We start from the raw sequence: 21,533 nt of genomic DNA on the forward strand, positions 1-21,533 counted from the left end.
GGGAAGACGCCCTTTCTTTTTTTCAGGACCCGGCGCCCACCGGTTCCACCTTGGCCCTGGCGCGCAGTTCGGCCACATACTCCGCCACCAGCCGCCGCATCTTCTCCCTCCTCAAGCAGGCGTAGATCTCCGCCTCGGCCTCCTGGTAGCTTTCCGGGCGCGGGGCACGCCGCTCGGTCACCTTCAGGATGTGGAACCCGAACCTGGTCTGCACCAGGTCGCTGATCTCCCCCGGATTCAGCGCGGACACCGCCTGCTCCAGCGGCGGATCGAGCTCCCCTTTTTTGCAGAAGCCGAGATCTCCTCCGCGGGCCTTGCTGGGGCAGTCCGAGTGCGATTCCGCCAGTATCCCGAAATTCTCCCCCTCGCGTACCCGGTGCAGCAGGATTTCCGCCCGTTCGCGTGCCCGCTCCTTCTCCTGCTCCTGGGCACGCTCGGCAACCGTCACCAGGATATGGCTCGCCCTGACGCTGCTCCCGGTCCTGAAGCGTTCCCGGTTGGTCTCGTAGAAGCTTTTCGCCTCGTCCGCGCCGATGGTGATCCGGGCTCCGAACTTGCTCTCCAGGAAGCGGTCGATCACCAGCTCCTTGCGCACCAACTGCTCCATCTGCGGCAGGGTGAGACCGGCTTTCCTCATCTCGCTGGCATAGGCCTCGCCGCCCCGGTACCTGGCGCGGTCGAGGGCGATCGCCTGCGCTACCTGTTGCTCCAGGTTCTTGACTTCCGACTTCTGCGCGGCCTGGTACAAAAGCTCCTTGGATATAAGCCCCTCCAGCGCCTCCTTTTTCAGCGCGCCGAGTTCCTCTGCGCTTGGCGGATGGTGCAAGCGCCTTGTCTCGACGAGGCTTCTCACCGCGCGATCCAGCTCTGCGCGTGTGATGGCCCTTCCGTTTACCCGGTGAACAGGGTCGCTCGGGGAACCTTGCTGGGGAGGGGGCGAGGCCTTCGATTGCTGCGTTTGATCGGATGGGGTACAGGCTGCCAGGTTTATAAACAGGAGCGGTATCGCGGCCGCCGCAGCGGTCACTCTTCTCCAATGGGACATGCACTTCCTCCACACACGCGCCGACGTTCGTCTACGCCATGCAGACAGCAAGAGGCATACCTGTCGTGCACGCCGTGAAGCAAACGGGGTATTACGGGGTGTTAGCGTGGAGGTGCCGAAGGCTGCCGCGGGAGGGTGGGTGAAGATGGGTCACTTGCAGGTGCAAATGACCCATCCGGCGAACGGTGCGCAGGGAGGGGGGGAGAAGCGAGGGTCCCGAGGAGACGGGCTCAGGCCTTGAACTTGTTCTCGGTGCCGGCCCGCAGCCTGGCGATGTTTTCGTGGTGCTTTAGGATCACGATCACGGCGATCACGAAGGCCATGACGATGGTTTCGCGGGGTGTGCAGGTGGCCCAGGCCAGCACGGGGATGCAGGCGGCTGCGCTGATGGAGGCCAGGGAGACGTAGCGCCACTTGTACAGGACGGCGGCGAAAACGGCGATTCCGAACAGCACAGCCAGCGGTGCGGTTCCCAGCAGCACGCCCAGCGCGGTGGCGACCCCTTTCCCTCCCTTGAAGCCAAGGAACACGGTGTAGACGTGGCCGAGGAAGGCGGCCAGGCCGATGGCCGCGACCCACACCGGAGAGAGCCCCAGCGCCTGTGCGACCAGGACCGGGATCACCCCCTTGAGGCAGTCCCCGACCAGGGTCATGATGCCCAGTTTTTTGCCGGCGGTGCGGTAGACGTTGGTGGCGCCGATGTTGCCGCTGCCACATTCCCTGATGTTGATGCCCATGCTCCGGGCCAGAAGCAGGCCGGTCGGTACCGAGCCGAGCAGGTACGCGCCGACCAGGAGCAGAATCTCGTTCAAAGCGTTCTCCCGGTACTTAATGAAACAACGGCGCATCCTACAGTATTTCCACTCAAACTGCAAGCCGTGGGGTGTCGAAGGGTGGGGAGGGCGTTTGGCCCTCAGTCGCGAAAGGCGGTGCGCTCCGGGAGGGGGGAGCGCACCTGCAGCCGCTCGTGCCGGATAACGATGGCAGTCATGAAGAGGAAGAGGGTGTCGCGCAACAGCGCGACCCAAGGGGCGGTCTTGGCGCCTTCCGGGCGGAAGCAGCCGCAGTCGATATCCAGGCCCCGGATCATGGCGGAGGCGAGGGCTACCATGAAGACGAGGTTCAGCACGCCGATGATCAGCGCGCCGCTTCTGACCCGTACCCCGCAGACCAGGAGCACCCCGCAGAGCAGCTCCAGAAAGGGAAGCACAGCGGCGGTGAGGTAGCTCCAGAAGTAGGGGAGGATGCGGTAGGCGGCCACGCTGCCGGCGAAGGCAACGGGGTCGGCGATCTTAGGGACAGCGGCATAGATGAAGATGGCGCCCAGGGCGACGCGGAGCGCCACGGGGATCATGCGGGCGTGGAAGAGTTTCATCGCGCTCCTCCCGAGGTCGGGTAGCCGGAGTCCCGCCACTCCGGGAGTCCCCCTTCGAAGACGTAGACCGAGCCGTAACCCGCCTTGATCAGGAGCTTGCCCAGGTCCATGCTGTCGTGGCAGGAAAAGCCGTTGCAGTAGGCGATGACAACGGCGTCTTTGGCGACCCCCTCGAGCTGCGGCGTCCGCTGCCGGGTCGCTTCCTCAAGCGGCAGGGAACGTGCGCCGGAGATGTGCTCCTTTGCGAAGCTGGCGCCGCTTCTGGCGTCAACCAGCACCGCCTGTCCCGAGTCGTGCAGCTCCTTCACCTGCGCAAGACCGATGGGCATCGGGAGCGCCTCCGCCTGCTGCGCGGCCGGCGCAGCCTGCGGGGCAGCAGGCGCGCCGCGCCAGGCGTCGGCCAGGAGCGTCCTGTTCCAGAAGATGCCGAAGACCGCCGAGACGAACACGATGACGGCGATCTCGAGGACGGTTTTGAGCGAGCTTTTCTGTGCCATGTCCAGACCCGGATGGGGGGGCGGTCGGCGGCGTGGGCCGGCGGCAGTCCCTGGTTGAAGTAGCCACCTGAGAGATGTTACGCAAAAGCGGCGTCCAGGTCAACCGGGCGCCCCTTGGGTGCATATTAGAAACGTTCGGGGGGGTAGATGTCGTGCTCCTCGAGCCACTGGGCGGCGCGGTCGGTGAGGAAGGCCTCCCTGATCGCCTGGAAGCGCTCCTGTTCCTCGGGGTAGAAGGAGAGGATCTCGTGCAGCCTGCCGTGGGACTGCTTGCCGCTGAAGGCCCGCGCCAGCATCCCCTTGAGGCTCTCGTTGGTCAGCCGCTGGATGAAGGCGTGCACCAGCTGGCGCTCCTGCCCGTAGTCGAAGGGAGGGACCTCGAGGAAGCGCTCCTCCTGAGAGGCCACCTCTTCCCAGAAACTTTCGTCCTCGTATTCGGCCGGAACCGAAAAGACCTCGCCGGTCTCACGGTCCAGGAAGTAGATCATGTCCGGGTCGCCGTTCTCGAAGGCCTCCATCAGGTCTTCCCAGACGATCTCCAGGTTGCGTAGTGCGTGCATCGGTACCTCTTAAAAACAGGTTGAGGTTAAGGTTGTTCCCTTTACCAACCCCGTATTTTTGTATATATTGCGCGAATGCGCAAGATTTTCATCGCCGACGCCCACCTGAGGAGCCCGCAGGACCGGAACTACCGGACCCTGGTCCGTTTCCTGGACACGCTCCCCACCGACACGGACACCCTTTATCTGCTCGGTGACATCTTCGAGTTCTGGATCGGGAACCCTCGGCCGGTGTACGCCCACTATCGTGAAATCGTGGAGTGCCTTAAGCGGGTGAGGGGGCGCGGAGTGCGCATCGTCTACTTCGAGGGGAACCACGACTTCCACCTGGGGGACTTCTTCAGGGAGCAGCTGCAGGCCGAGGTTCATGCCGGAGCCGCGGAACTGCAGCTCGACGGCAGGAGGGTCTGCCTGTGCCATGGGGACCAGATCAACCGTGCCGATTACCGCTACCGGGCCCTGCGCTTCGTGCTGCACGCCCCCCTGGTGCGGGCGCTGGTGCCGGTTTTCCCGCGCCGGTTGGCCGACCGGATCGCCGCCACCATGTCCCGGCGCTCGAGCGGGCAGCATGTCTCGCGCAAGGAACGCTGGGACTACCCCGCCATCCTGGAAACCTTCGCCCGCGAGCGCTTCGCAGCCGGCTGCGATCTGGTCGTCACCGGCCACTTCCATATCCCGATGCAACTGCGGGAGGATGGGAGGGAGTTCGTCTCCCTGGGGGACTGGATCACCCATTATTCCTACGCCCAGTGGACCGACGCCGGGCTCACCCTGGAGCGCTTCGCCTAGTCCGGCTGCAACCCGAAGAGCCCCAGGTAATTCGCCACCCGCTCCTCCAGGGTCGGCGCGGCGATCAACCCGCACATCTCGTCCGGGCGGTAACCCCGGCACACGGCCGGGCGCTCGTCGTAGATCAGGCAGCGCTGCTCACCGGAGAGGTGGCGGCACCTCTCTCCCACCTTCTTGTCCAAAGAGCTGATGTCCGGCGCGACGCAACAGGTCCCGCATCCCGAGCATTGCATTTCCACCTACCTGAAGAACGCCTCCAGGGCCTGTTCGCCCACCGAGGTCGCCTTGATGCGCCACTTGTTCTCGTTGATGACCAGGGCGGCCAGGGCGATCTGCGGGTCCTCCATCGGGGCATAGGCGGCGAACCAGCTGTAGTGCCCGGCGGGATCGGTCCCGTCGATGGAGCCGGTCTTGGCCGCGATCCGCACCGAGGCGAGCATCCTTCTCCCCCTGCGGTCGTGGAAGGCGCGGCGGGAGGTGCCGCTCTCCACGGTGGTGGCGAGCATGTGGGCCAGGGCGCTGGCCGTCTGCGGCGTCATCACGGTGCGCAGCACCTGGGGCTTCTGGGTGAACACCACGTTACCCTTGGCGTCGCGGATCTCGCTGGCGAGTGACGGCGCCATCATGACGCCGCCGTTGGCCACCGTGGCCATGATGGCGGCGGCATGGAAGGGGGAGATCTTGACCTCCCGGTTGAGACCCGCGCCCATGCGCATCAGCTCGTCGACGGTTCCCGGAACGGGTGCGGTGCTGGCGGCGATCGGCGAGCCGGGGACGATGGGGTGGTTGAAGCCGTACCTCCCCGCGTACAGGAGCAGCGGGTCACGCCCGACCACTTCGCCGGCCAGCCTGCCGTACACCGGGTTCACCGATTTCCCCATGGCGAGGGAAAGCGGCATCTGCTGGTTGCCGCGGCCGGGCCTTACGCGCCAGTATTTCGGGCTTTCCGAGGTGAGCTTGCCGTTGAAGGCGAACATGGTGTCCGGCCCCACCTTCTTCTCTTCCAGGGCCGCCGTCGCGGTCACGATCTTGAAGAGCGACGCCATGGGGTAGAGGTGGTAGTTCGCCCCCTTTTCCCACCCCGGCTGCGACGCGGAGTGCGACACGGCGGCGAGGATGCGCCCGGTCTTTGGTTCCAGGGCGACGAAGAGGCCGTAGGGGACCTTGTAGTCGCTGAAGAGTTTCTCGATCCTTCTCTGGACCTCTTCGTCGATGCCGTAGGTCACCTGCCCCCCCTGCGGCAGGGGTGCCGTGAACTTCCCACCCTGCACCTGGGCGTTCGAGTACGCATCAGCGGCAAGCTTGAAGGCGCCCCCCTGGTCCAGTTTGCCCAGGGACACGGCGGCCGGGGGCTCTGCCGCAGGTGCGCTTTTGGCGCGGGGAGTTCCGAAGAGGGAGATCAAGGGGTAGGAGGCGAGCAAAAGCGCGATGGCCGGCAGTATGATCTTGAGCCGCTTCTTCTCAGGCTTGGTCTCCTCGATCTGCCGAAAGACGTTGCGCCCGTCCTGTGCCTTTTTCCTGCCGAGTCGTCTGCCGTGTTTTTCTTTGTCGATGTCTTTTAAATCTTGCATATCCCGCTTCTGACCGTCTGTTGAATCGGGCCACTATATGTCAACTGCGTCCCCTTTGTCAACGCCGTGCGGGTGCATTTCCGGGAAGGCCAGATCCTTGAGGGTCACCCCTCCCAGGGCCGCCGCGACGGCCTCTTCCGATTCGTTCAGGAGCCCCTCGGCCAGCTCCTCCCCGGAGATGGCGGCCGAGGCGCCGCGCTTTCTCAGGGAGAGGAGTACGTCGGCGATGGAGACCTGGTTCAGGTCGCGGGCGGGGTAGTAGCCGCCGCGCCCTTCCCCGGCCATCACGATGAACCCCTGTTCGCGCAGGTGCTCGAGCGTGCTGCGCACGATGCGCAGGGGGATGCCGAGCTTTCCTGCCAGGTGCTGCTCGCCCCAGGCGGGGTCGCCGCGGTAGAAGGCCTCCGCGATGTGGCGCAACGCCGCCAGCGCCACCAGTTCCTGCAGCTCGTGGCTTATTTCGCGCCCCCGTATGTCGCGCCGGAAGGTGCCGCGGCTTTGGTGCGCCGCCACGACCTCCATGCCGAACAGGACGATGATCCAGCTCACGTAGATCCAGACCATCAGGATGGGGAGCGCCGCCAGGGTGCCGTAGATGGCGTTGTAGTTGCCGGCGCCGACCTGGAAGTGGATGTAGGCCCACTGGGCGAACTGCCAGAGGGTGCCGGCGAGGATCGCGCCGATCAGGGCCGAGTCGAAGCGGACCCGCGTGTTGGGCATGAAGACGTAGAGGAGGAAGATGGCGACCCAGACCACGAGGTACGGGGTGAGCCCCAGGGTGAACAGGAACAGGTCCCCCAGGTAGGTCCACTCCATGATCCAGCTGGTGAGCCACTTGCTCGACAGCGTGGTGGTGATGCTGGTGGCGGCCAGAAGCAAAAGCGGTGCGCTGACCAGGACGCTCAGGTAGTCGCTGAACTTGCGGTAGAAGGTGCGGGTCTCCGGCACCCCCCAGATCACGTTGAAGGCCTCCTCGATGCTCCCCAGCATGCTGATCGCGGTGAAGAGGAGCGCGGCGAGGCCGATCGCCCCCACCGATCCCATGTTGGTGTTGCCGATGTAGGAGATGACCCGGTTCACCACCTCCTCGTTGCCGGCGGTGACCTGCTTGAGGATCAGCGGCACCAGGCGGTTCTGGGCGCCGAGCCCCTTCAGCACCGAGAAGGCGAGGGCGAGCAGCGGCACCAGGGACAGAAGTGTCGTGAAGGAGAGGGCCGTGGCGCGCAGGAGGGAGTTGTTGGCCATGAAGTTGGTGAAGGCGAAGCCGGTGAACTGCAGGATCCCGAGTGCCTTGCCCCGCCACCCCCCGATGGTTGTAGGGTCGTACTGCCAGATCATGCCGGGGGAAAACTTCTTCTTGCTGTTTGATGAACCGTTCATAAGCTGTGGCACCTGTTGCGGCGTGCGGGGGGCGCATGAATCCGCCGCAAAGAAAAAAAGCCCACCTGAGGTGGGCTTTTACGTGGAGTCCGCGGGGATCAGGCCTGGGGCTTCTGCTTCTCCCTTTCCCGCTCCATCGCCTCCTTGCCGGCCTCTATGGCCGAGGAGATGATGTTCTTCTTCTCCAGCACCAGATCCTTGCCGTCCTCGTAGCTGGACCTGATCTTGTCCTGCGCCTCGCTGGCGTATTCCTTGATCTTGTCCACCGCGTCGTCGGCCAGATCCTTGATCTTGCCGCGCAGTTCCTCGCCGGTGTTCGGCGCGAGGAGCAGGGCTGCCCCGATCCCGACGGCAGCACCGGCCAGGAAGGAAAGCAGCATGGTACCGGTCCCGATATCTTTATCTTTTGACATGTCGGTCACCCCCTAATTTTGGTTTTGATTATTCTATCAGCAATGTATCTGCCTGCAACCTTGGCACCGGCCATCCAGACCGAGGAGTTGGTCACGATGTCAGACGCGATCCCAAGTACCTTGTTGATCATGCGTATGTTGTGTCCGGCGTGGCCGAGCTCGCTTAAAAGCATGTTCACGCCGTCCGCGTTGGCAGCCGCGGCACCGGTAACTACCTGGACATCCGCCACTGTGTCACGCAGTTCCTTGACTAGCGGCGTCACTTCCTTTTGCAGCAGGTCCGCGGCGCCCTGCAGTGCGATTGCCGCCTTTTTTAGTTCAGTGAGGACCGGAATCAGGCACAGCGCCAGCACGACGAGGGTCAGCGCCGTCACTGCCGAGGTTATCTGTAGAAAAAGCATGCGATCCTCCTGGTACTGGGCGAACTGTTTTCTTCAAAGGCTTGGAAACTGGGGAGGGGTAAAAAGGTCGGGGAGGCCGCACAGGGCCTCCCCGATTTGCTGCAGGAGTATTACTTCTTGACCGGTTTGGCCGGCTTGGCCGGAGCAGCCGGTTTGGCCGGAGCCGCTGCCGGGGCTGCCGGAGCCGCGTCGCCCCAACGGTTCAGGTCGTGCGCGATGCTGTGGCACTCGCCGCATTTCGGGAACTTCGCCATGATGGCGGCCGGGTGCGGCTTGACGTGGCACTGGGTGCACTGCGGCACCATCTTGTGCTTGGCCTGGTGGCAGTAGACGCAGGCGAGCTTGCTGTGCTTGGCGGTGCTGGAGGTCAGCAGCTTGAACGCCTTGCTGTGGCAGGCGGCGCAGAACTTGGACGGGGTGTCGGACTTGTAGGTCACGTCAGCCGGCTTGTGGGCCTGGTGGCAGACCTTGCAGTCCTTCTGCACGATTTCGCTGGAGTGGGACTTGTGGCACTGGGTGCAGTCCGGAATCCGGCCGTGTACGTTGTGGCAGAAGGAGCAGTTGAGGGCGGAGTGCTTGCTCTTGAAGGAACGCAGCTGCTCGATCTGGCCGGTGTGGCAGGTCAGGCACGGATCGGTGACGTTGTTGCCGAACTTTATGTTCTTCGGAGTATGGGGGTTGGAGTGGCAGCCGAGGCAGCCCTGGAGCTTGTAGTGCGGCTTGCCTTCATGGCACTGGCTGCACTGCGGGATCGGCTTCTTAACCTTGGGCGGGTGGCCGACGTGACAGTCCTGGCAGGTCACCTCGGTTTTGTGCTTGCCGCCGGCAGCTGCGATATCCTTGGGCGGCTGCTCATGGCACTTCACGCAGTCCGTGTTGCTCAGCACCGCCGTAGGTTGTGCAGGATCGGCTGCGGCTGCAGTTCCCACGAATGCGAACAGCGCCAGGGCCGATACAAGGTTGAAAAGTTTTGCTACTCTCATTGCCCCCTCCTTGGTATTAAAACAGAGTTAATTTTAAGCATGGATTTATATAACGTCTTGAGGTGAATTGTCAAGGGTTTAGGCACTGAAACGGACCCCTTGATCCAGCATCGTCACCGCGCTAACTACAGTCCATCCTTACCGATAACGGTAAGGGTGAGATCCGGGCGAGCGCCGACAAAGAGAGATGTGTCGATAAAGAACCAGCCTGGCGCACTTTTTACACTGTTTGTTGATCTGATACCGATGTTTGCGGCGGGGTGAACGAAGTTTCGGCCTCCCCGGCGGGGGGGAGGCCGAAAGCGGGGAGGCTACTTGTCAGCGGTGATCTTGAAGGTGCGCTTGAGCGGGGTGGCGGTCTTCGGGCCGAACCACTTCTCGAAGATCTTCTTGGCTTCGCCGTTTTTCTCCATCTCGAGCAGGGTCTTGTTCACGAATGCGACGAAGTTCTTGTCGTCCTTGCGCATGCCGAGGCCGTAGGGCTCCTCGGAGATCTGCAGGTTGGGGATCTCGAACCTGTTCTTGTTGGGCGCCTTGCCGAGGATGCCGGCGAGGATCGACTCGTCCGTGGTGACTGCCGCCACCTTACCCTGCTGCAGCGCCAGAAACGCCTGCGGGTAGTCGTCGAAGGAGAGGATGGTGGCGGTGGGGATCGCCTTGGCCACGTTTTGTTCCGAGGTCGACCCTTTGGCGGTGCCGATCTTCTTCCCTTCCAGGTCCTTGAGGCTCTTCACCGCGCCCTTCTTGGTGATGAACTTCTGGCCGGTGAGGAAGTAGGTGTGGCTGAAGTCGATCTGCTTGGCGCGTTCCGGGTTCTTGGTCATGGTGGCGGCGATGATGTCGATGTTTCCTTCCATGAGCTGCGGCATGCGCGACGCCGAGGTGACCGGTTTCACTTCAAGCTTCACGCCGAGCTTCTTGGCGATGTACCTGCAGAAGTCGATGTCGTAGCCCACGATCTCGCGGGTCTTCTCGTCCACGTAGCCGAAGGGGGGGAGCGAATCCTTCACACCGGCCACGAGGACCCCTTTCTTCTTCACCTCGGCCAGGGTGTCCCCGGCGGCCAGCGCGGCGTGGGCCATGATGCCGACCAGGGCAACAGCAGCGAACAGCGTCAACAGTCTTTTCATCAGTTTTCCTCCTTGGGAATGAAAATCGTTCTACATTCTAAGTTCTATGTTCTACGTTAAAACGTACGCGATTATATCAGAGTGTTCAGGCTTTGCAGCTTGTCGAACGAAAAACTGTCGCCGGATGAGCGGAGGAAAGCAGTAAACGTGGAACGTAGCACGTAGAACGGCAGTTAGGTCAGTGCATGGGCGAGAGCAGTTGTTTCAGGAACTGCTGTGCCCGCTCGTGTTGCGGGTTCTTGAAGAACTGCTCGGGAGCGGCCTGCTCCAGTATGGTCCCCTGGTCCATGAACACCACCCGGTGGGAAACCTCGCGGGCGAAGCCCATCTCGTGGGTGACCACGACCATGGTCATGCCGCTCAGGGCGAGCTTCTGCATGACGTCGAGCACCTCGCCGATCATCTCTGGGTCGAGCGCGGAGGTCGGCTCGTCGAAGAGCATGATGCGCGGCTTCATGGCCAGTGCCCGGGCGATGGCGACGCGCTGCTGCTGGCCTCCGGAGAGCTGCGCGGGATAGGCGTCCCGTTTCTCGGAAAGCCCTACCCGGTCCAGAAGCGCCATGGCCTGCTCCTGCGCCTGCGCCTTGGGAGTCTTGCGTATCTTGATGGGGGCCAGGGTGATATTGGCGAGTACGGAGAGGTGAGGGTAGAGGTTGAACTGCTGGAACACGAAACCGACTTCGGCGCGCAGCTTGTTGATGTCGAGCTTCTTGTCGCTCAGGTCCTTGCCGTCGACGATCAGGGTGCCCCGGTCGATCGGCTCAAGCTGGTTCACGGTCCGGATCAGGGTCGACTTGCCGCTGCCCGAGGGGCCGCACACCACGAGCACCTCCCCCGGTTTCACGTGGAGGTTGATGTCGTTCAGCACGTGCAGCTTCTTGAACCACTTGTGGACGCCTCTGAATTCGATCATGGGTTGCTCCTGCACGGTTAAGACCTGCACCACCCTGTTCTCATTACTCTCATCTTAAGTAACAGGCGCGGCAAATGCAACCCAATTTTCGATGTTGTCAAACTTCGTTCTGAAAAAGTTACAGCGATGGGTGGGCCAGGGTCCCGCCTATGGGAACCTTGAAGGCCCCCGGAGAACTCTGGTACTTGGTGAGCAGTAAAAACACGAACTTCTGGCGCTCCAGGAAGGAGGGCTTGGGCATCATCTCCATGGTCAGGTTGAGCGGCGACGCGCCGACCGGGTTTCCCAAAACGGTGTCGCCGGAGAGGCGGACGTAGATGCCGTCGCCGTTTAAGGTAAAGCTTTTTAAAACGGCGCGCCCCTTGTCGATCTTAAGGGCGCCGCGCACCTCGCGGTAGGAGGCATCGGGAAGCGGCATGGACCCGATCTTCACGCCGGCAACCTCGGCGGCGCGGACCTCCAGCTGCAGGTCGCCGCTGCCTCCCCCCTTGTTCGCCTCCATTTTGCCGTTGAGCTTCAGCTCCCCCCTCACCTTGGCTTCGGCCACGGTGCTGAAGAAGGGGATGTCCTCGAGCCGGACTCCGCGGCACTGGATGCTCCACCCCTTACTCCTGCCGAGGTCGAGTTCCCCCGCGGCCTCCCCCGCGCCGATGCTGCAGCGGTAGGCAAGGCGCGCCTTGCCGGTAAGAAGCGGCAGCAGCTCCAGCCGCACCTTCACCTGCCCCAGCTTGAGGATGGCCCCCTTCTCGGAGCCGAGCTCGACCTTGTCGGCCTTTAGCCCCAGCGGGAAGCTCTTGCCGAAGCCGGTGCACTCCAGGGTGTACCCGGCGTTTTCTGCTGCCCGGACCAGCACCCCCTTGATGGCGTGGTTGGGGGTGAAAAGCAGCGTCAGGAGCAGGAACAAAAAAAGCGTGGCGGGAACGCCGCAGGCGAGGTAAAGGGTGCGTTTCTTCATCTATTTCCCCACCGGTGCCGGCTTGATCAGGGCGATGGTGAGAGTGAGGTCGAGCCTGGAGGGGTCATCGAACCTCTGCTTGATCAGGGCCTTCTTGACCGTGACCGGTCGCGCCCCCTTTTCCAAACGGTAGATCAGGTTGACCGCCTCATTGGCGGAAAGCCCCTCCATGCGGAGTTCGGCGGCATCCTCGACGTAGCCGGGGATGTCATCCCCCTTGACCGACTTGATCTGGCTTGCGCGCCCCTTGATGCCGATCTCCTCCACGATCTTGGCCGGGGAGTCGTCCGGCTTGGTGGCCATGAGCCGGTTGGCCAGGCGCTGGGCGCCCTGGTTCGCCTCCTGGTAGCGGAGCTTCAGGCGCATCAGCTCGGCAATGTCGGCCTCGCGGGCGGTCCGCTTGTGTTCCAGCGCGGAGATCCTGCTGTTCACGGCCGAGAGGAGCACCACGATGGCGAGCACCACGGCGATGGCGACGCCGATGCGCTGCCTGGTGCGGTTGTCCAGTCCCTGCAGGAGGTTGATCATCTCTTCGCGGTTCATCGGGTCACCCCCTTCATCTTCCCGCTCAGGGTGAAGGTGACGCTGCCGTCGGGGCGGGACTTGGTCTCGCCCACCTCTGCCCCCTCGAGGATGGCGGCGGCGCGGCTCTTCAGCTCGCCGGCGGCCTGGATGCTCTTGGCGTCCCCCTTCAGGCGGACGTCGGAACCGGCAATCTCAGTTTCGTAGATGCCGAAGACGTCCTCCCCCTTGACCTGGGCCACGTCGCTCAAAAGCTTCAGCACGTTGCTCGAGGTCTTGGCACCTTCCAGGCGCTTGATCTCGGAGCGGAGTTCGGCGACCTCGTCGACCGCCTTCTTCCGGGTCGGGAACACCTCTTTGTAGATGCCGGTGATGGTGCGGTCCAGCGAGGCGAGGTCGCGTTTGACGAGGTAGTAGCGCACGCCGCTTTCGGCGAAGATGAGGAGCACGAGGGCCGCGGCCAGCATCATGCTCACCTTGAGGCGCTGGTACAGCTTCTCGGTCGCGGCGGTGTAGGCGAGCGGGCCGCGGCGCAGGTTGACGGCGGAATTGTCGGCCACGGCTGCCGCCAGCGCGTAGGCGCCGGCCAGATCGTGCGCGGCGCGCGGGTCGTCGCCGAAGGCCTCGAACAGCCCCTTGGTGGAGGGGGAGACGGTGGCTTCCTCCTGCTTCCCGGGGGTGTGCGAGATCACGCGTTCAACCCGCAGGTCGCGTGAGAGTTCCAGGGCGGCGACGGTGCGCTGCAGATCCGCTTCGCTTGCGCCGGGGGGGAGGGCCCGGAAGTAGATGGGGGCTCCGTCGCTGTAGGCGGCGACGGCCTCGCCGTCGCTCACCGCCACGGTCCCGGCGGCGGGCGCCAGCTTGTCCCAGTGGAACAGGGACGCGGTGACCACTTCCGGCTCGAGCCCGACTTCTTTCAGGATCTCGATCTTCTCGGAGAGCTCCTGGATCCTGCCCCAGACCGCCAGCACCTTGCCGCCGGACAGGGGGAGGGCGTCGAAGGCGAGCTGGTCGGTATCGAGCGCCGTTTCCCCTTTCAATTCCAGCGGGAGGAGTTCCCGCACCTTGGCGCGGTCGCTGATGGGGAGCTCCAGCTCCCTCATGAACAGCGTGGAGGGGGGGAGGGCGAGTACCACCCGGTGTTCTCCCGTCGCCAGCGAGCTTCCGCAAAGGATGCGGGAGAGTTCCCCCTCCTCACCCAGAAGCGGGTGCCGCTCGGCGGAGAGGAAGGAGGCTCCACCCTTCTTGGCCCTGAAACTGGCCAGGACCAGCTCGGTCCTTTTCAGCTGTACGATCAGCATGTCCATCAATATTCTCTCCAATAAAGGATCCTGGGCGAGGTGCCTTCCACGTCGGTCACCACGGCCTCGACAATACGTACACTCTCTCCCACCCTCCCCTCGGAACGGATCCGGTAGATGGATCCCTTGAATCCTACTTTTAAGGATAGAGCCTGGGTGAGCGTGGAGCTTCCGAAGACATCGGCCAGCGTCTTTATCACCTTGGTCTTACGGTACTCCAGGATCTGGGCCACCTGGTCCCCGGTCATGAGGCGGTCGTCAAGCGACATGAGGACCTCTTTGGGGGCCGTGTTGATGTTGATCTGTGCGGCGGTGCCGTTGGCGACCCCGTACACCGTCACCAGGCCGCGCAGCTTCGCCAGCACCTCCGGGGTGTACCCCTTGACCAGAGCGAGCTCTTCGAGGGTGTCCAGCTTGTCGTTGTGCACCAGGTGCGGGGGCTTGAGGGTGCCGTAATAGTTCTTTTCCGCGCCGTTTGGGCGAGGCGTGTCATCGGTGTCGACCCAGTCGGCCAGCGGGTCGTAAAGATCGCGCGACAGCTTCAGGTTGTCGAAAAGCCTCAGCAGCGCATCCTTTTGGAACGGGTCCGGCGTCCCGGTCTGCGAGGTCGCGGCGTTAAGGTCCAACTTGCCGCTCTCCTCCTCGATGGTGACGGTAACCGTGCCGTTGCCCGCGTCCAGGGACTGCGGCTTCGCCCACGGCTCCAGCAGAGAGCTGTACTGCTCCCCAAGCCGCAGCGTGCTGCAGACCTGCAGCAGCTTCATCCCTCCGGCGACGCCCGACTCGGCCAGGATGCCTGCCTGCTGGGACGCGACGAAGTTGTGGCTGTGCGAGGTGTCGACGTAGACCTCGTTGACGAACTCGGCCAGAAGCGCCACGAGGAGCGTGGTCACGATGAGCGCTATGACGAGGGCGAATCCCCTTTCCCCCCTCATGGCGTCTTCCTCAGGGTGGCGATGGTGCTGAAGACCTCGCCTCCCTTGGCCGTTATCGTGACTCTTACCTTGTTGGGCAGCTTGTTGTTGAGCGCCGTGTCCCAGGTTTTGACCCACTTGCCGCCATCCCAGCACTCGACCAGGAACCCCTCCATCCGGTCCATGACGGGGTAGGGGACCGACGCCACGCTGGCATCGAGATAAAGGTCGCGGGCCTCGCGCACCAGGGTGAGGATCTGGTCCTCCTCCTTTTCCCGCACCGAGTAACGCACCACCATGAGGTCGGACGCCGGCGACGGGTCGATGCGGGGCGGGGTGAGCGCGGTGAACTGGAGCAGCGAGGCTGGCTTGCCGAAGCTGTCCCGGTCCTCGACCACGAAATGGAACCGCTGCGTCGTTGCCGCGGGTGTCGTCGTACCGGTGGTTGATGAGGCCATCCTGAAAAAGGCCGAGGTCAGCTCATCGTGCAGCTTGCCGAGCGTCGCGGAGAGCTCCCGGCGCTCCTCCATCCGGGTCCCCCCCTTTTCGCGCGCCGCCACTACCGAGAAGTAGGTGCCGTACAGGGCGCCGGCGAGGATCACCAGAAGCGCCAGGGCGATCAGGAGCTCGATGAGGGTGAAGCCCTTGTTATTGCGCATTTTGCGGTGCGTATTGCACAAGCGACAGCCTTTTTGTGTCGTTGGCCCAGATGACGGTCAATCGGATCATGTTCAGGCCCGGGATCTCTGTCTTGGTTATTTCGCGCTCCCACTTGTGGTCGGGATGATCGGGGGCGAAGGTCCCCTTGGTGTCGCTCTTCTTGGCGAACTCGGGATCTTCCAGCTTGGCGCGCCCCAGCAGCACGGCCGTGGTCTCCTCGGTATCGGCCGAGATCGTGGCCAGGTGGTGGTTCACCGAGGAGATCACGGTGAGGAGCACACCGGCCGTGATGGCGAGCGCTATCATCACCTCGAGCAGCGTGAAACCTCTCACGAGCTCACCTCCTGGTAGCCGTCCTGCACGGTCACCTTGCCGCCGGAAGGGTTCGCGGTGACCGTGTAATGCTTCTCCCCCGCCTTCAGGTGGATGGTCACCCCGTCCGCCACCCCGCCGGGGCCGAAGGGGATGATCACCTCACCCTCCGTCACGACCCCCTGGGTGGGCAGGTTCACATCCTCGATGTCGATCCCTTCCTCGATGAGCCGCCTCCCCATGAACTGGTCCCCCGGCTGCAGCTCTTCGCCGGAGGGGGATAGCTCGGTGATGCGGGTGGTGTTCTCCCCCAGTTGCAGGTGCAGGCGGTAGACCTTCTTGGTGACGATGGCCTGGTCGTTGAGGAACCTGAGGCCGCTGGCCAGGTTGCGCGCCGAGCTCTTCAGGCGGGTCGCTTCGGGCTCGGGGAGCCGCGGCAGCACGATCCCCGCCGCCAGCGCGATGATGAAGATCACCACCATCAGCTCAAGCAGGGTGAAGCCGGCGTGGTCGCGCTCTTGGTTTTTGCCTTTACTCACAGGTCCCAAACGGGTCTTTCCTCTTGTGCACCATGAGGCGGGGCGAATGATTATTCGCCCCTACAGTCCGGGCGGTGTGTCCACTCCCCTGCACGCTACTTCATGCTCCAGCTTTCGATGTCGGCGTTCTTCCCTTCGCCGCCGCGGGCGCCGTCCGCGCCGTAGGAGGAGAGGTCGTAATCGCCGTGCTCGCCCGGGGAGAGGTAGAGGTAGTCGTTGCCCCAGGGATCCTTGGGGACGTTCTTGTTCTCCAGGTACCCCTCCGCCTTGTAGTTGTTCGGGATCTTGCCGGTGGTCGGCTTTGTGACCAGCGCCTGCAGCCCCTGCTCGGTGGTCGGGAAGTTGCCGTTGTCCAGCTTGTAGAGCTTCAGCGCGGTCTCGATGTTCCTGATCTGCACCTTGGCGTCGGCTACCTTGGCGTCGTCGCTGCGGCCGATGATCTTCGGCCCGACCAGGACGGCCAGAAGGCTCAGGATGACGATGACCACCATAAGTTCGATCAGGGTGAAACCGCGGCTGTCTTTCATTGTCTTCAGCATGGATAGACCTCGCAAAGTATGGAATGGTGTCATTTCAGTTATTTGACCAACTGGTTCAGTTGCATGATGGGGAGCAGCACGGCGATGACCATGAAGCCGATGGTGAGCCCCATGCCCAGGATCAGCATCGGCTCGAGCAGCGCCATGGAGCGGGTCACCTGCGCGTTGAACTCCTTCTGGAAGGCGTCGCCCGCCTTGATCAGCATGGCGTCCAGCTCGCCGCTCTTCTCCCCCACGGCGGTCATGTGGGTCAGAAGCGGCGGGAAGAGGGGGCTCGCCTTCAGCGTCGCGGAGAGGCTTCCCCCCTGGATCAGCGTCTCGCGCGCCTGGGCGAGGAAGGACTTGTACTCCCGGTTCACCACGGCCTCGCCGGTGATCTCCATCGCCTTGATGATGGGGACCCCGCTCTGCAGCAATAGGCCGAGCACCTTGGCAAAACGGGACAGCACCAGGCGCCGCCAGAGCTGGCCGGCCATGGGGAGCTTGAGGAGGAACCGGTCGCGCCTTTGCAGGAATTCCTCGTTCGCCTTCGCCCGCTTCCAGGCCGCGACGGCGCCCAAGGCGAGCGCGCCCATGATCCACCATCCCTTTCTGACCAGGGTGCTGGCCTTGATCAGAAGGACGGTGACCAGGGGGAGGGTCGCCTTGTTGCTCTCGAAGACGGCGGAGATCTTGGGGACCACGAAGCCAAGGAGCACCATCATGACGCCGATACCGACCACCACCATGATGGCGGGGTAGATGAGGGCGGTGATGACCCGGCTTCTCACCTCGGCCTGGTCCTCCTGGAACTCGGCCAGGCGCTCCAGCACCACCTCGAGCGCGCCGCTTGCCTCGCCTGCGGCGACCATGCCGATGTAGCTCTCGGAGAAGACCTGCGGCTCGGCGGCGAGCGACTGTGCGAGCCCCTGCCCCTCGGCGAGCCGGTCCCGCACCCGCCCGAGCACCCGTTTCAGCTCGCCCGGCGCCTCCTGCTCCCACAGGGTCGCGACGGCCTCGTAGACCGGTACGGCGCTCCCGAGGAGGGTGGCGAGCCTTCTCGTGGCGAGGGAGAGGTCGGGGACGCTGACGCCGGAGTTGAACGACCAGCGGGAGCCGGCCTCGGCGGCGGGGGCGATCTCCTTGGCGAAGAGCCCCTTCTGCTTCAACTGGAGCCGCGCCTCGCTCTCGCTGGCGGCGTCCACCGTCCCGGCGACCTCGGCCCCCTTCTGGTTGAATGCGCTATAGCGAAAGGTCGGCATAGTCGTCCTGGGTCACCCGCAGGACCTCCTCGATGGTGGTGATCCCCTGGGCCGCCTTCATGAGGCCGTCCTCGCGCAGGGTGCGCATCCCCTTGGAGACGGCGTACTCCTTGATGGCGCCGGAGGATGACTGGCGGATGATCATGGAGCAGAGCTCCGCGTCGATGGGAAGGAGTTCGTAGATGCCGACCCGGCCGATGGTCCCGAGGTTGAAGCATTTGTCGCAGCCGCGGCCGCGGTAGAGAACCGGCGGGAGCTCGACCCCCGGGTAGCTTCGGTCCGGCGTGTAGGATTCCTTGCAGTGCGGGCAGATGACGCGCACCAGCCGCTGCGCCAGCACCGCCGAGAGCGAGGAGGCCACCATGAACGGCTCGATCCCCATGTCGATGAGACGGGTGACCGCGGTGGCGGCGTCGTTGGTGTGCAGGGTGGAGAGCACGAGGTGGCCGGTGAGCGAGGCCTGCATGGCGATCTCGGCGGTCTCGGCGTCGCGGATCTCGCCGATCATGACGATGTCCGGGTCCTGCCTCAGGATGGAGCGCAGCCCGTTGGCGAAGGTCAGGTCGATCTTCGGGTTGACCTGGATCTGGCCCACCCCCTTCAACTGGTACTCGATCGGGTCCTCGACGGTGATGATGTTCTTCTCCGGCGAGTTGATCTGGGAGAGCGCCGCGTAGAGCGTGGTGGTCTTGCCGCTGCCGGTGGGGCCGGTGACCAGGATGATGCCGCTGGTGCGGGACAAAAGCCGCTCCATGAGGAGGTCGTTCTTGTCGGAGAGCCCGATCTCCTTGAGCGAGAGCACGCCGCGCTGTTTGTCCAGAAGCCTCAGGACCACGCGCTCGCCGAAGAAGGTCGGGATCAGCGAGACGCGGATGTCCACGTCGCGGCCGGCGACCTTCACGCGGATGCGGCCGTCCTGCGGCAGCCTCTTCTCGGCGATGTTCAGGCCCGACATGATCTTCACGCGGGAGGTGAGCGCCTCCTGGATCACCTTCGGGGGGGAGAGCATCTTGTAGAGCAGGCCGTCGATCCTGAAGCGGACCTCGAGCTCGCGCTCGAAGGGCTCGATGTGGATGTCGCTCGCGCGCTCCTTCACCGCCTGGAACAGGATGGAGTTCAAAAGCCGGATCACCGGCGCCTCGTCGGTCAGCTCCATCAGGTCGCGCGGCTCGTTGAACGAGGTGGCCAGGGTGGAGAGTTCCTCCCCCTCGAGCTCCTCGACCACCTCCTGCGCCGAGCCGGAGAGCCGGGAGTAGAGGCGGTTCACCGCGTCGAGCAGGACCGGCTGGGGCACCACCACGGTGGAGACCGGGAGCTGGAACAGCCCCGCCATCTCGTCGATGGCGAGGAGGTTGGCGGGGTCTGCGCTCGCCGCGATCACGGTCCCCTGTTCCTCGCGCAGCGGGAGCAGGAGGTTGTTGCGGGCGAAGTTGAGCGGCACCCGGGTCACCAGCGCGCCGTCCACCTTGGAGTCGTCGATCTCGGCCTGGAAGGGGAGGCCGAGACGTTCCGCTATGCTTTCTAGATCAAGCGTTTCTGCCATGGGAGTCTGTCCGCCGTTACTGGTTGCGAATTTCGGGCTTGTCCGCGGTCACGGACTTCGGTTTTTCCTCGAGAGCGCGCTCCAGGTTGAAGGGGGCGTCGTTCTTCACGGCGTCGGAGAAGTTGTTCCTCTGGGTCACCGAGACCTCGGCCAGGTCGCGCGCGTCCTTGATGATGCGCGGGGTGAGCATGATCAGGAGGTTGGTCTTGTCACGCTTTGTTGTTTTGGTCTTGAAGAGCCACCCAAGGCCCGGGATGTCGCCCAGGAGCGGGATCTTGCTCTCGGTCACCTGGTCGGTGTCCTGGATCAGGCCGCCGATCAGCACGGTGTCGGTGTTCTTCACCACCACCGAGGTCTTGGCGGAGCGCTTGGTGCTCCCGAGGCTCGGGCTGGTCGCGGTGCCGAAGTCCTTCACCGCCGAGATCTCCTGGTAGATGTCGAGCTTGATGTACTCCCCCTCGCTGATCTGGGGCTTGATCTTCAGGATGATACCGGTGTCCTTGCGCTCGATGGACTGCTGGGAGAGCCCGGTCGAGGTGAGGTTGGTCCCCGAGACGAAGGGGACGTTCTCGCCCACGAAGATCTCGGCTTCCTTGTTGTCGCTGGTCATGATGTTGGGGGTGGAGAGGACGTTCAGGGCGCCGTTGGTCTGCAGCGCCTGCAGCACCACCGGGACGTTGATCTTGCCCAGGGTCACGTCCATGCCAAGTGTTTTCGCCGCCGCGGCCGTGGTGGAGAGGCCGGCCACGGTGCCGAACGGGTCGAAGGTGCCGATGGTGGCCACGGTGCCGTTGGAGGCGGCGCCGATGACGCCGATCTGCACCCCGAGGTCCTTGGCCCGGTTCACCGATACCTCGGCGATCATCGCCTGCACGAAGACCTGGCGGCTCCTTCTGTCGAGCTTCTGGATCACCTGCAGGAGGTTCTGGTAGTCGGTCGGGGAGGCCATGACCACCAGGGAGTTGGTGGCCTTGTCCGGGGTGATGGTGATCTTGCCCCCTTCGAATACCGCCTGCTGCGGTGCCGCAGCGGTGCCGGCGGCAGCGGGAGCCGCGCTGGATGTTCCCTTCACAAGCCCTTCCAGCACCTTGGCGACCTCGGTCGCCTCTGCGTTTTCCAGGTAGTAGACGTTCACCTTGCTGCTGGTGGTGGGGGGGACCACGTCGACCAGCGCGATCAGCTTCTTGATGTCGGCCTTGTCCTTGTCGGAGCCGAAGATGATCAGGGCGTTCAGCCTTGCGTCGGCGACCACGGGTACGGAGCCGGTCGAGGCCCCCGGCGCGGTGCCCGCCTTGCCGCTTTGCTTGCCGGAGAGCCAGTCCTTGACCATGGTGGCCACGCTGTCGGCCGCCGCGTTCTTCAAAAAGACAAGCTCGGCACCTTCGCGGACCTGGTCGGTATCGATATGCTTGAGGATCCCGAGGATCTTCTGGATGTTGTAGGCGGAGTCCACCACGAGGATCAGGTTGGCGGCGCCGAAGGCCGAGATCTGCCCGTCCTTGGAGACCAGCGGCTGCAGGAAGGTGACCGCGTCCTGGGGGGGGACGTGCTCGAGCTGGATCACCCGGGCCTGGTAGCTGTCGTTCACCACACCCTTGTCCCCTTCGCTAAGGACCCTCATCCCGGCCTGCTTCGCGGCCGCGGTCGGTACGATCTTCATCACCTTGCCCGCCGGCACCACGGTGAACCCTTTGAGCTCCAGCACCGAGGTGAAGACGTTGTAGGCCTCCTCGTTGGAGAGCTTGGCCGGGGAGAACACGGAGATCTTCCCCTTGACCCGGTCGTCCATGATGAAGTTCTTGCCGGTGAGGTCGCTGACGAATTTCACCATGGTGGCGATGTCCACGTCGGTGAAGTTCAGCACCACCCCTTTGGCGAGGACGAGATTCGGGGCAGCCAGCAGGAACATGAGCATGGCAGTGATGCGCGCAACTCTTCTTTTCAAGGAAA

The 21,533-nt window shown here is 63.8% G+C and carries 25 protein-coding genes; 1 reads left to right on the forward strand and 24 read right to left on the reverse strand.

Features of this window, described 5'->3' with window-relative positions; all coding sequences use genetic code 11:
- Window positions 1–22: 22 nt before the first annotated feature.
- The 5 genes from KP003_RS01775 to KP003_RS01795 all read right to left on the reverse strand — a co-directional run bounded on the left by KP003_RS01775 (window position 23) and on the right by KP003_RS01795 (window position 3,477).
- Entirely contained in the window at window positions 23–1,045 is a 1,023-nt protein-coding gene (locus KP003_RS01775; RefSeq protein ID WP_216497392.1) for a peptidylprolyl isomerase, read from the reverse strand.
- Between the two features lie 230 nt (window positions 1,046–1,275).
- The gene (gene plsY / locus KP003_RS01780) at window positions 1,276–1,857 is read right to left on the reverse strand and encodes a glycerol-3-phosphate 1-O-acyltransferase PlsY (protein WP_239027590.1); all 582 of its coding nucleotides are present in this window, start codon (window positions 1,855–1,857) and stop codon (window positions 1,276–1,278) included.
- Window positions 1,858–1,958: 101 nt separating this feature from the next.
- A complete protein-coding gene (locus tag KP003_RS01785; RefSeq protein WP_216497390.1) occupies window positions 1,959–2,420 on the reverse strand; it encodes a MauE/DoxX family redox-associated membrane protein in 462 nt (153 codons plus the stop codon).
- A complete protein-coding gene (locus KP003_RS01790) occupies window positions 2,417–2,917 on the reverse strand; it encodes a rhodanese-like domain-containing protein (RefSeq protein ID WP_216497389.1) in 501 nt (166 codons plus the stop codon). The genes KP003_RS01785 and KP003_RS01790 overlap by 4 nt, the downstream gene beginning before the upstream one ends.
- Window positions 2,918–3,042: 125 nt before the next feature.
- Window positions 3,043–3,477 (reverse strand): UPF0158 family protein, encoded by a 435-nt coding sequence (locus tag KP003_RS01795; protein ID WP_216497388.1) that lies wholly within the window; start codon window positions 3,475–3,477, stop codon window positions 3,043–3,045.
- Between the two features lie 75 nt (window positions 3,478–3,552).
- Between KP003_RS01795 and KP003_RS01800 the strand changes: the two genes are divergently transcribed.
- Window positions 3,553–4,266 carry a UDP-2,3-diacylglucosamine diphosphatase gene (locus tag KP003_RS01800; RefSeq protein ID WP_216497387.1) on the forward strand — a complete coding sequence of 238 codons (714 nt, stop codon included), beginning with the start codon at window positions 3,553–3,555 and terminating at the stop codon, window positions 4,264–4,266.
- On the opposite strand, the gene KP003_RS01805 is transcribed toward KP003_RS01800, so the two are convergent.
- The 19 genes from KP003_RS01805 to gspD form a co-directional block, all read right to left on the reverse strand.
- Window positions 4,263–4,499, reverse strand: coding sequence for a CxxCxxCC domain-containing protein (locus tag KP003_RS01805; protein WP_216497468.1), 237 nt, complete (start codon window positions 4,497–4,499; stop codon window positions 4,263–4,265). The genes KP003_RS01800 and KP003_RS01805 overlap by 4 nt on opposite strands.
- Before the next feature lie 6 nt (window positions 4,500–4,505).
- Window positions 4,506–5,837 carry a penicillin-binding transpeptidase domain-containing protein gene (locus KP003_RS01810; RefSeq protein ID WP_216497386.1) on the reverse strand — a complete coding sequence of 444 codons (1,332 nt, stop codon included), beginning with the start codon at window positions 5,835–5,837 and terminating at the stop codon, window positions 4,506–4,508.
- A gap of 33 nt (window positions 5,838–5,870) precedes the next feature.
- Window positions 5,871–7,217 (reverse strand): YhjD/YihY/BrkB family envelope integrity protein, encoded by a 1,347-nt coding sequence (locus KP003_RS01815; protein ID WP_216497385.1) that lies wholly within the window; start codon window positions 7,215–7,217, stop codon window positions 5,871–5,873.
- A gap of 98 nt (window positions 7,218–7,315) precedes the next feature.
- Window positions 7,316–7,630: a YtxH domain-containing protein gene (locus KP003_RS01820; RefSeq protein ID WP_216497384.1), complete on the reverse strand. Its 315-nt coding sequence runs from the start codon at window positions 7,628–7,630 to the stop codon at window positions 7,316–7,318.
- A gap of 5 nt (window positions 7,631–7,635) precedes the next feature.
- A complete protein-coding gene (locus tag KP003_RS01825) occupies window positions 7,636–8,031 on the reverse strand; it encodes a DUF948 domain-containing protein (protein WP_216497383.1) in 396 nt (131 codons plus the stop codon).
- A gap of 110 nt (window positions 8,032–8,141) precedes the next feature.
- The gene (locus KP003_RS01830) at window positions 8,142–9,014 is read right to left on the reverse strand and encodes a cytochrome C (RefSeq protein WP_216497382.1); all 873 of its coding nucleotides are present in this window, start codon (window positions 9,012–9,014) and stop codon (window positions 8,142–8,144) included.
- 311 nt (window positions 9,015–9,325) lie between these two features.
- Window positions 9,326–10,144 (reverse strand): ABC transporter substrate-binding protein, encoded by an 819-nt coding sequence (locus KP003_RS01835; protein WP_216497381.1) that lies wholly within the window; start codon window positions 10,142–10,144, stop codon window positions 9,326–9,328.
- A 178-nt stretch (window positions 10,145–10,322) separates the two neighbouring features.
- Complete coding sequence (locus KP003_RS01840) at window positions 10,323–11,057, reverse strand: amino acid ABC transporter ATP-binding protein (RefSeq protein WP_216497380.1); 735 nt, start codon at window positions 11,055–11,057, stop codon at window positions 10,323–10,325.
- A gap of 118 nt (window positions 11,058–11,175) precedes the next feature.
- The gene (gspN, locus tag KP003_RS01845; protein WP_216497379.1) at window positions 11,176–12,012 is read right to left on the reverse strand and encodes a type II secretion system protein GspN; all 837 of its coding nucleotides are present in this window, start codon (window positions 12,010–12,012) and stop codon (window positions 11,176–11,178) included.
- Window positions 12,013–12,555 (reverse strand): dehydroquinate synthase/iron-containing alcohol dehydrogenase family protein, encoded by a 543-nt coding sequence (locus tag KP003_RS01850; protein ID WP_216497378.1) that lies wholly within the window; start codon window positions 12,553–12,555, stop codon window positions 12,013–12,015.
- Complete coding sequence (gene gspL / locus KP003_RS01855) at window positions 12,552–13,841, reverse strand: type II secretion system protein GspL (RefSeq protein WP_216497377.1); 1,290 nt, start codon at window positions 13,839–13,841, stop codon at window positions 12,552–12,554. Before gspL ends, KP003_RS01850 begins: the two co-directional genes overlap by 4 nt.
- Window positions 13,841–14,770 carry a type II secretion system minor pseudopilin GspK gene (gene gspK, locus KP003_RS01860; protein ID WP_216790334.1) on the reverse strand — a complete coding sequence of 310 codons (930 nt, stop codon included), beginning with the start codon at window positions 14,768–14,770 and terminating at the stop codon, window positions 13,841–13,843. Before gspK ends, gspL begins: the two co-directional genes overlap by 1 nt.
- Window positions 14,767–15,408, reverse strand: coding sequence for a type II secretion system protein GspJ (locus KP003_RS01865; RefSeq protein WP_216497375.1), 642 nt, complete (start codon window positions 15,406–15,408; stop codon window positions 14,767–14,769). The genes gspK and KP003_RS01865 overlap by 4 nt, the downstream gene beginning before the upstream one ends.
- Window positions 15,398–15,742 carry a prepilin-type N-terminal cleavage/methylation domain-containing protein gene (locus KP003_RS01870; protein ID WP_216497374.1) on the reverse strand — a complete coding sequence of 115 codons (345 nt, stop codon included), beginning with the start codon at window positions 15,740–15,742 and terminating at the stop codon, window positions 15,398–15,400. Before KP003_RS01870 ends, KP003_RS01865 begins: the two co-directional genes overlap by 11 nt.
- Window positions 15,739–16,260, reverse strand: a complete 522-nt coding sequence (locus KP003_RS01875) for a prepilin-type N-terminal cleavage/methylation domain-containing protein (protein WP_239027591.1) — start codon at window positions 16,258–16,260, stop codon at window positions 15,739–15,741. The genes KP003_RS01870 and KP003_RS01875 overlap by 4 nt, the downstream gene beginning before the upstream one ends.
- 95 nt (window positions 16,261–16,355) lie before the next feature.
- Complete coding sequence (gspG, locus tag KP003_RS01880) at window positions 16,356–16,799, reverse strand: type II secretion system major pseudopilin GspG (protein ID WP_275423218.1); 444 nt, start codon at window positions 16,797–16,799, stop codon at window positions 16,356–16,358.
- A 38-nt stretch (window positions 16,800–16,837) separates the two neighbouring features.
- Window positions 16,838–18,040 (reverse strand): type II secretion system inner membrane protein GspF, encoded by a 1,203-nt coding sequence (gene gspF, locus KP003_RS01885; RefSeq protein WP_216497373.1) that lies wholly within the window; start codon window positions 18,038–18,040, stop codon window positions 16,838–16,840.
- Window positions 18,021–19,583, reverse strand: coding sequence for a type II secretion system ATPase GspE (gene gspE / locus KP003_RS01890; RefSeq protein ID WP_216497372.1), 1,563 nt, complete (start codon window positions 19,581–19,583; stop codon window positions 18,021–18,023). The genes gspF and gspE overlap by 20 nt, the downstream gene beginning before the upstream one ends.
- A 16-nt stretch (window positions 19,584–19,599) precedes the next feature.
- Window positions 19,600–21,528 (reverse strand): type II secretion system secretin GspD, encoded by a 1,929-nt coding sequence (gene gspD, locus KP003_RS01895; protein ID WP_216497371.1) that lies wholly within the window; start codon window positions 21,526–21,528, stop codon window positions 19,600–19,602.
- Between the last annotated feature and the right edge of the window lie 5 nt (window positions 21,529–21,533).

Source organism: Geomonas diazotrophica (assembly GCF_019063885.1).
Classification (GTDB): domain Bacteria; phylum Desulfobacterota; class Desulfuromonadia; order Geobacterales; family Geobacteraceae; genus Geomonas; species Geomonas diazotrophica.

Bases quoted from the DNA above. Each gene is read 5' to 3' on its own strand.
- KP003_RS01775 (WP_216497392.1), bottom strand. From the start codon at position 1,045: ATGTCCCATTGGAGAAGAGTGACCGCTGCGGCGGCCGCGATACCGCTC.
- KP003_RS01785 (WP_216497390.1), bottom strand. From the start codon at position 2,420: ATGAAACTCTTCCACGCCCGCATGATCCCCGTGGCGCTCCGCGTCGCC.
- KP003_RS01790 (WP_216497389.1), bottom strand. From the start codon at position 2,917: ATGGCACAGAAAAGCTCGCTCAAAACCGTCCTCGAGATCGCCGTCATC.
- KP003_RS01795 (WP_216497388.1), bottom strand. From the start codon at position 3,477: ATGCACGCACTACGCAACCTGGAGATCGTCTGGGAAGACCTGATGGAG.
- KP003_RS01800 (WP_216497387.1), top strand. From the start codon at position 3,553: ATGCGCAAGATTTTCATCGCCGACGCCCACCTGAGGAGCCCGCAGGAC.
- KP003_RS01805 (WP_216497468.1), bottom strand. From the start codon at position 4,499: ATGCAATGCTCGGGATGCGGGACCTGTTGCGTCGCGCCGGACATCAGC.
- KP003_RS01810 (WP_216497386.1), bottom strand. From the start codon at position 5,837: ATGCAAGATTTAAAAGACATCGACAAAGAAAAACACGGCAGACGACTC.
- KP003_RS01815 (WP_216497385.1), bottom strand. From the start codon at position 7,217: ATGAACGGTTCATCAAACAGCAAGAAGAAGTTTTCCCCCGGCATGATC.
- KP003_RS01820 (WP_216497384.1), bottom strand. From the start codon at position 7,630: ATGTCAAAAGATAAAGATATCGGGACCGGTACCATGCTGCTTTCCTTC.
- KP003_RS01825 (WP_216497383.1), bottom strand. From the start codon at position 8,031: ATGCTTTTTCTACAGATAACCTCGGCAGTGACGGCGCTGACCCTCGTC.
- KP003_RS01830 (WP_216497382.1), bottom strand. From the start codon at position 9,014: ATGAGAGTAGCAAAACTTTTCAACCTTGTATCGGCCCTGGCGCTGTTC.
- KP003_RS01835 (WP_216497381.1), bottom strand. From the start codon at position 10,144: ATGAAAAGACTGTTGACGCTGTTCGCTGCTGTTGCCCTGGTCGGCATC.
- KP003_RS01840 (WP_216497380.1), bottom strand. From the start codon at position 11,057: ATGATCGAATTCAGAGGCGTCCACAAGTGGTTCAAGAAGCTGCACGTG.
- gspN (WP_216497379.1), bottom strand. From the start codon at position 12,012: ATGAAGAAACGCACCCTTTACCTCGCCTGCGGCGTTCCCGCCACGCTT.
- KP003_RS01850 (WP_216497378.1), bottom strand. From the start codon at position 12,555: ATGAACCGCGAAGAGATGATCAACCTCCTGCAGGGACTGGACAACCGC.
- gspL (WP_216497377.1), bottom strand. From the start codon at position 13,841: ATGGACATGCTGATCGTACAGCTGAAAAGGACCGAGCTGGTCCTGGCC.
- gspK (WP_216790334.1), bottom strand. From the start codon at position 14,770: ATGAGGGGGGAAAGGGGATTCGCCCTCGTCATAGCGCTCATCGTGACC.
- KP003_RS01865 (WP_216497375.1), bottom strand. From the start codon at position 15,408: ATGCGCAATAACAAGGGCTTCACCCTCATCGAGCTCCTGATCGCCCTG.
- gspG (WP_275423218.1), bottom strand. From the start codon at position 16,799: ATGCTGAAGACAATGAAAGACAGCCGCGGTTTCACCCTGATCGAACTT.
- gspF (WP_216497373.1), bottom strand. From the start codon at position 18,040: ATGCCGACCTTTCGCTATAGCGCATTCAACCAGAAGGGGGCCGAGGTC.
- gspE (WP_216497372.1), bottom strand. From the start codon at position 19,583: ATGGCAGAAACGCTTGATCTAGAAAGCATAGCGGAACGTCTCGGCCTC.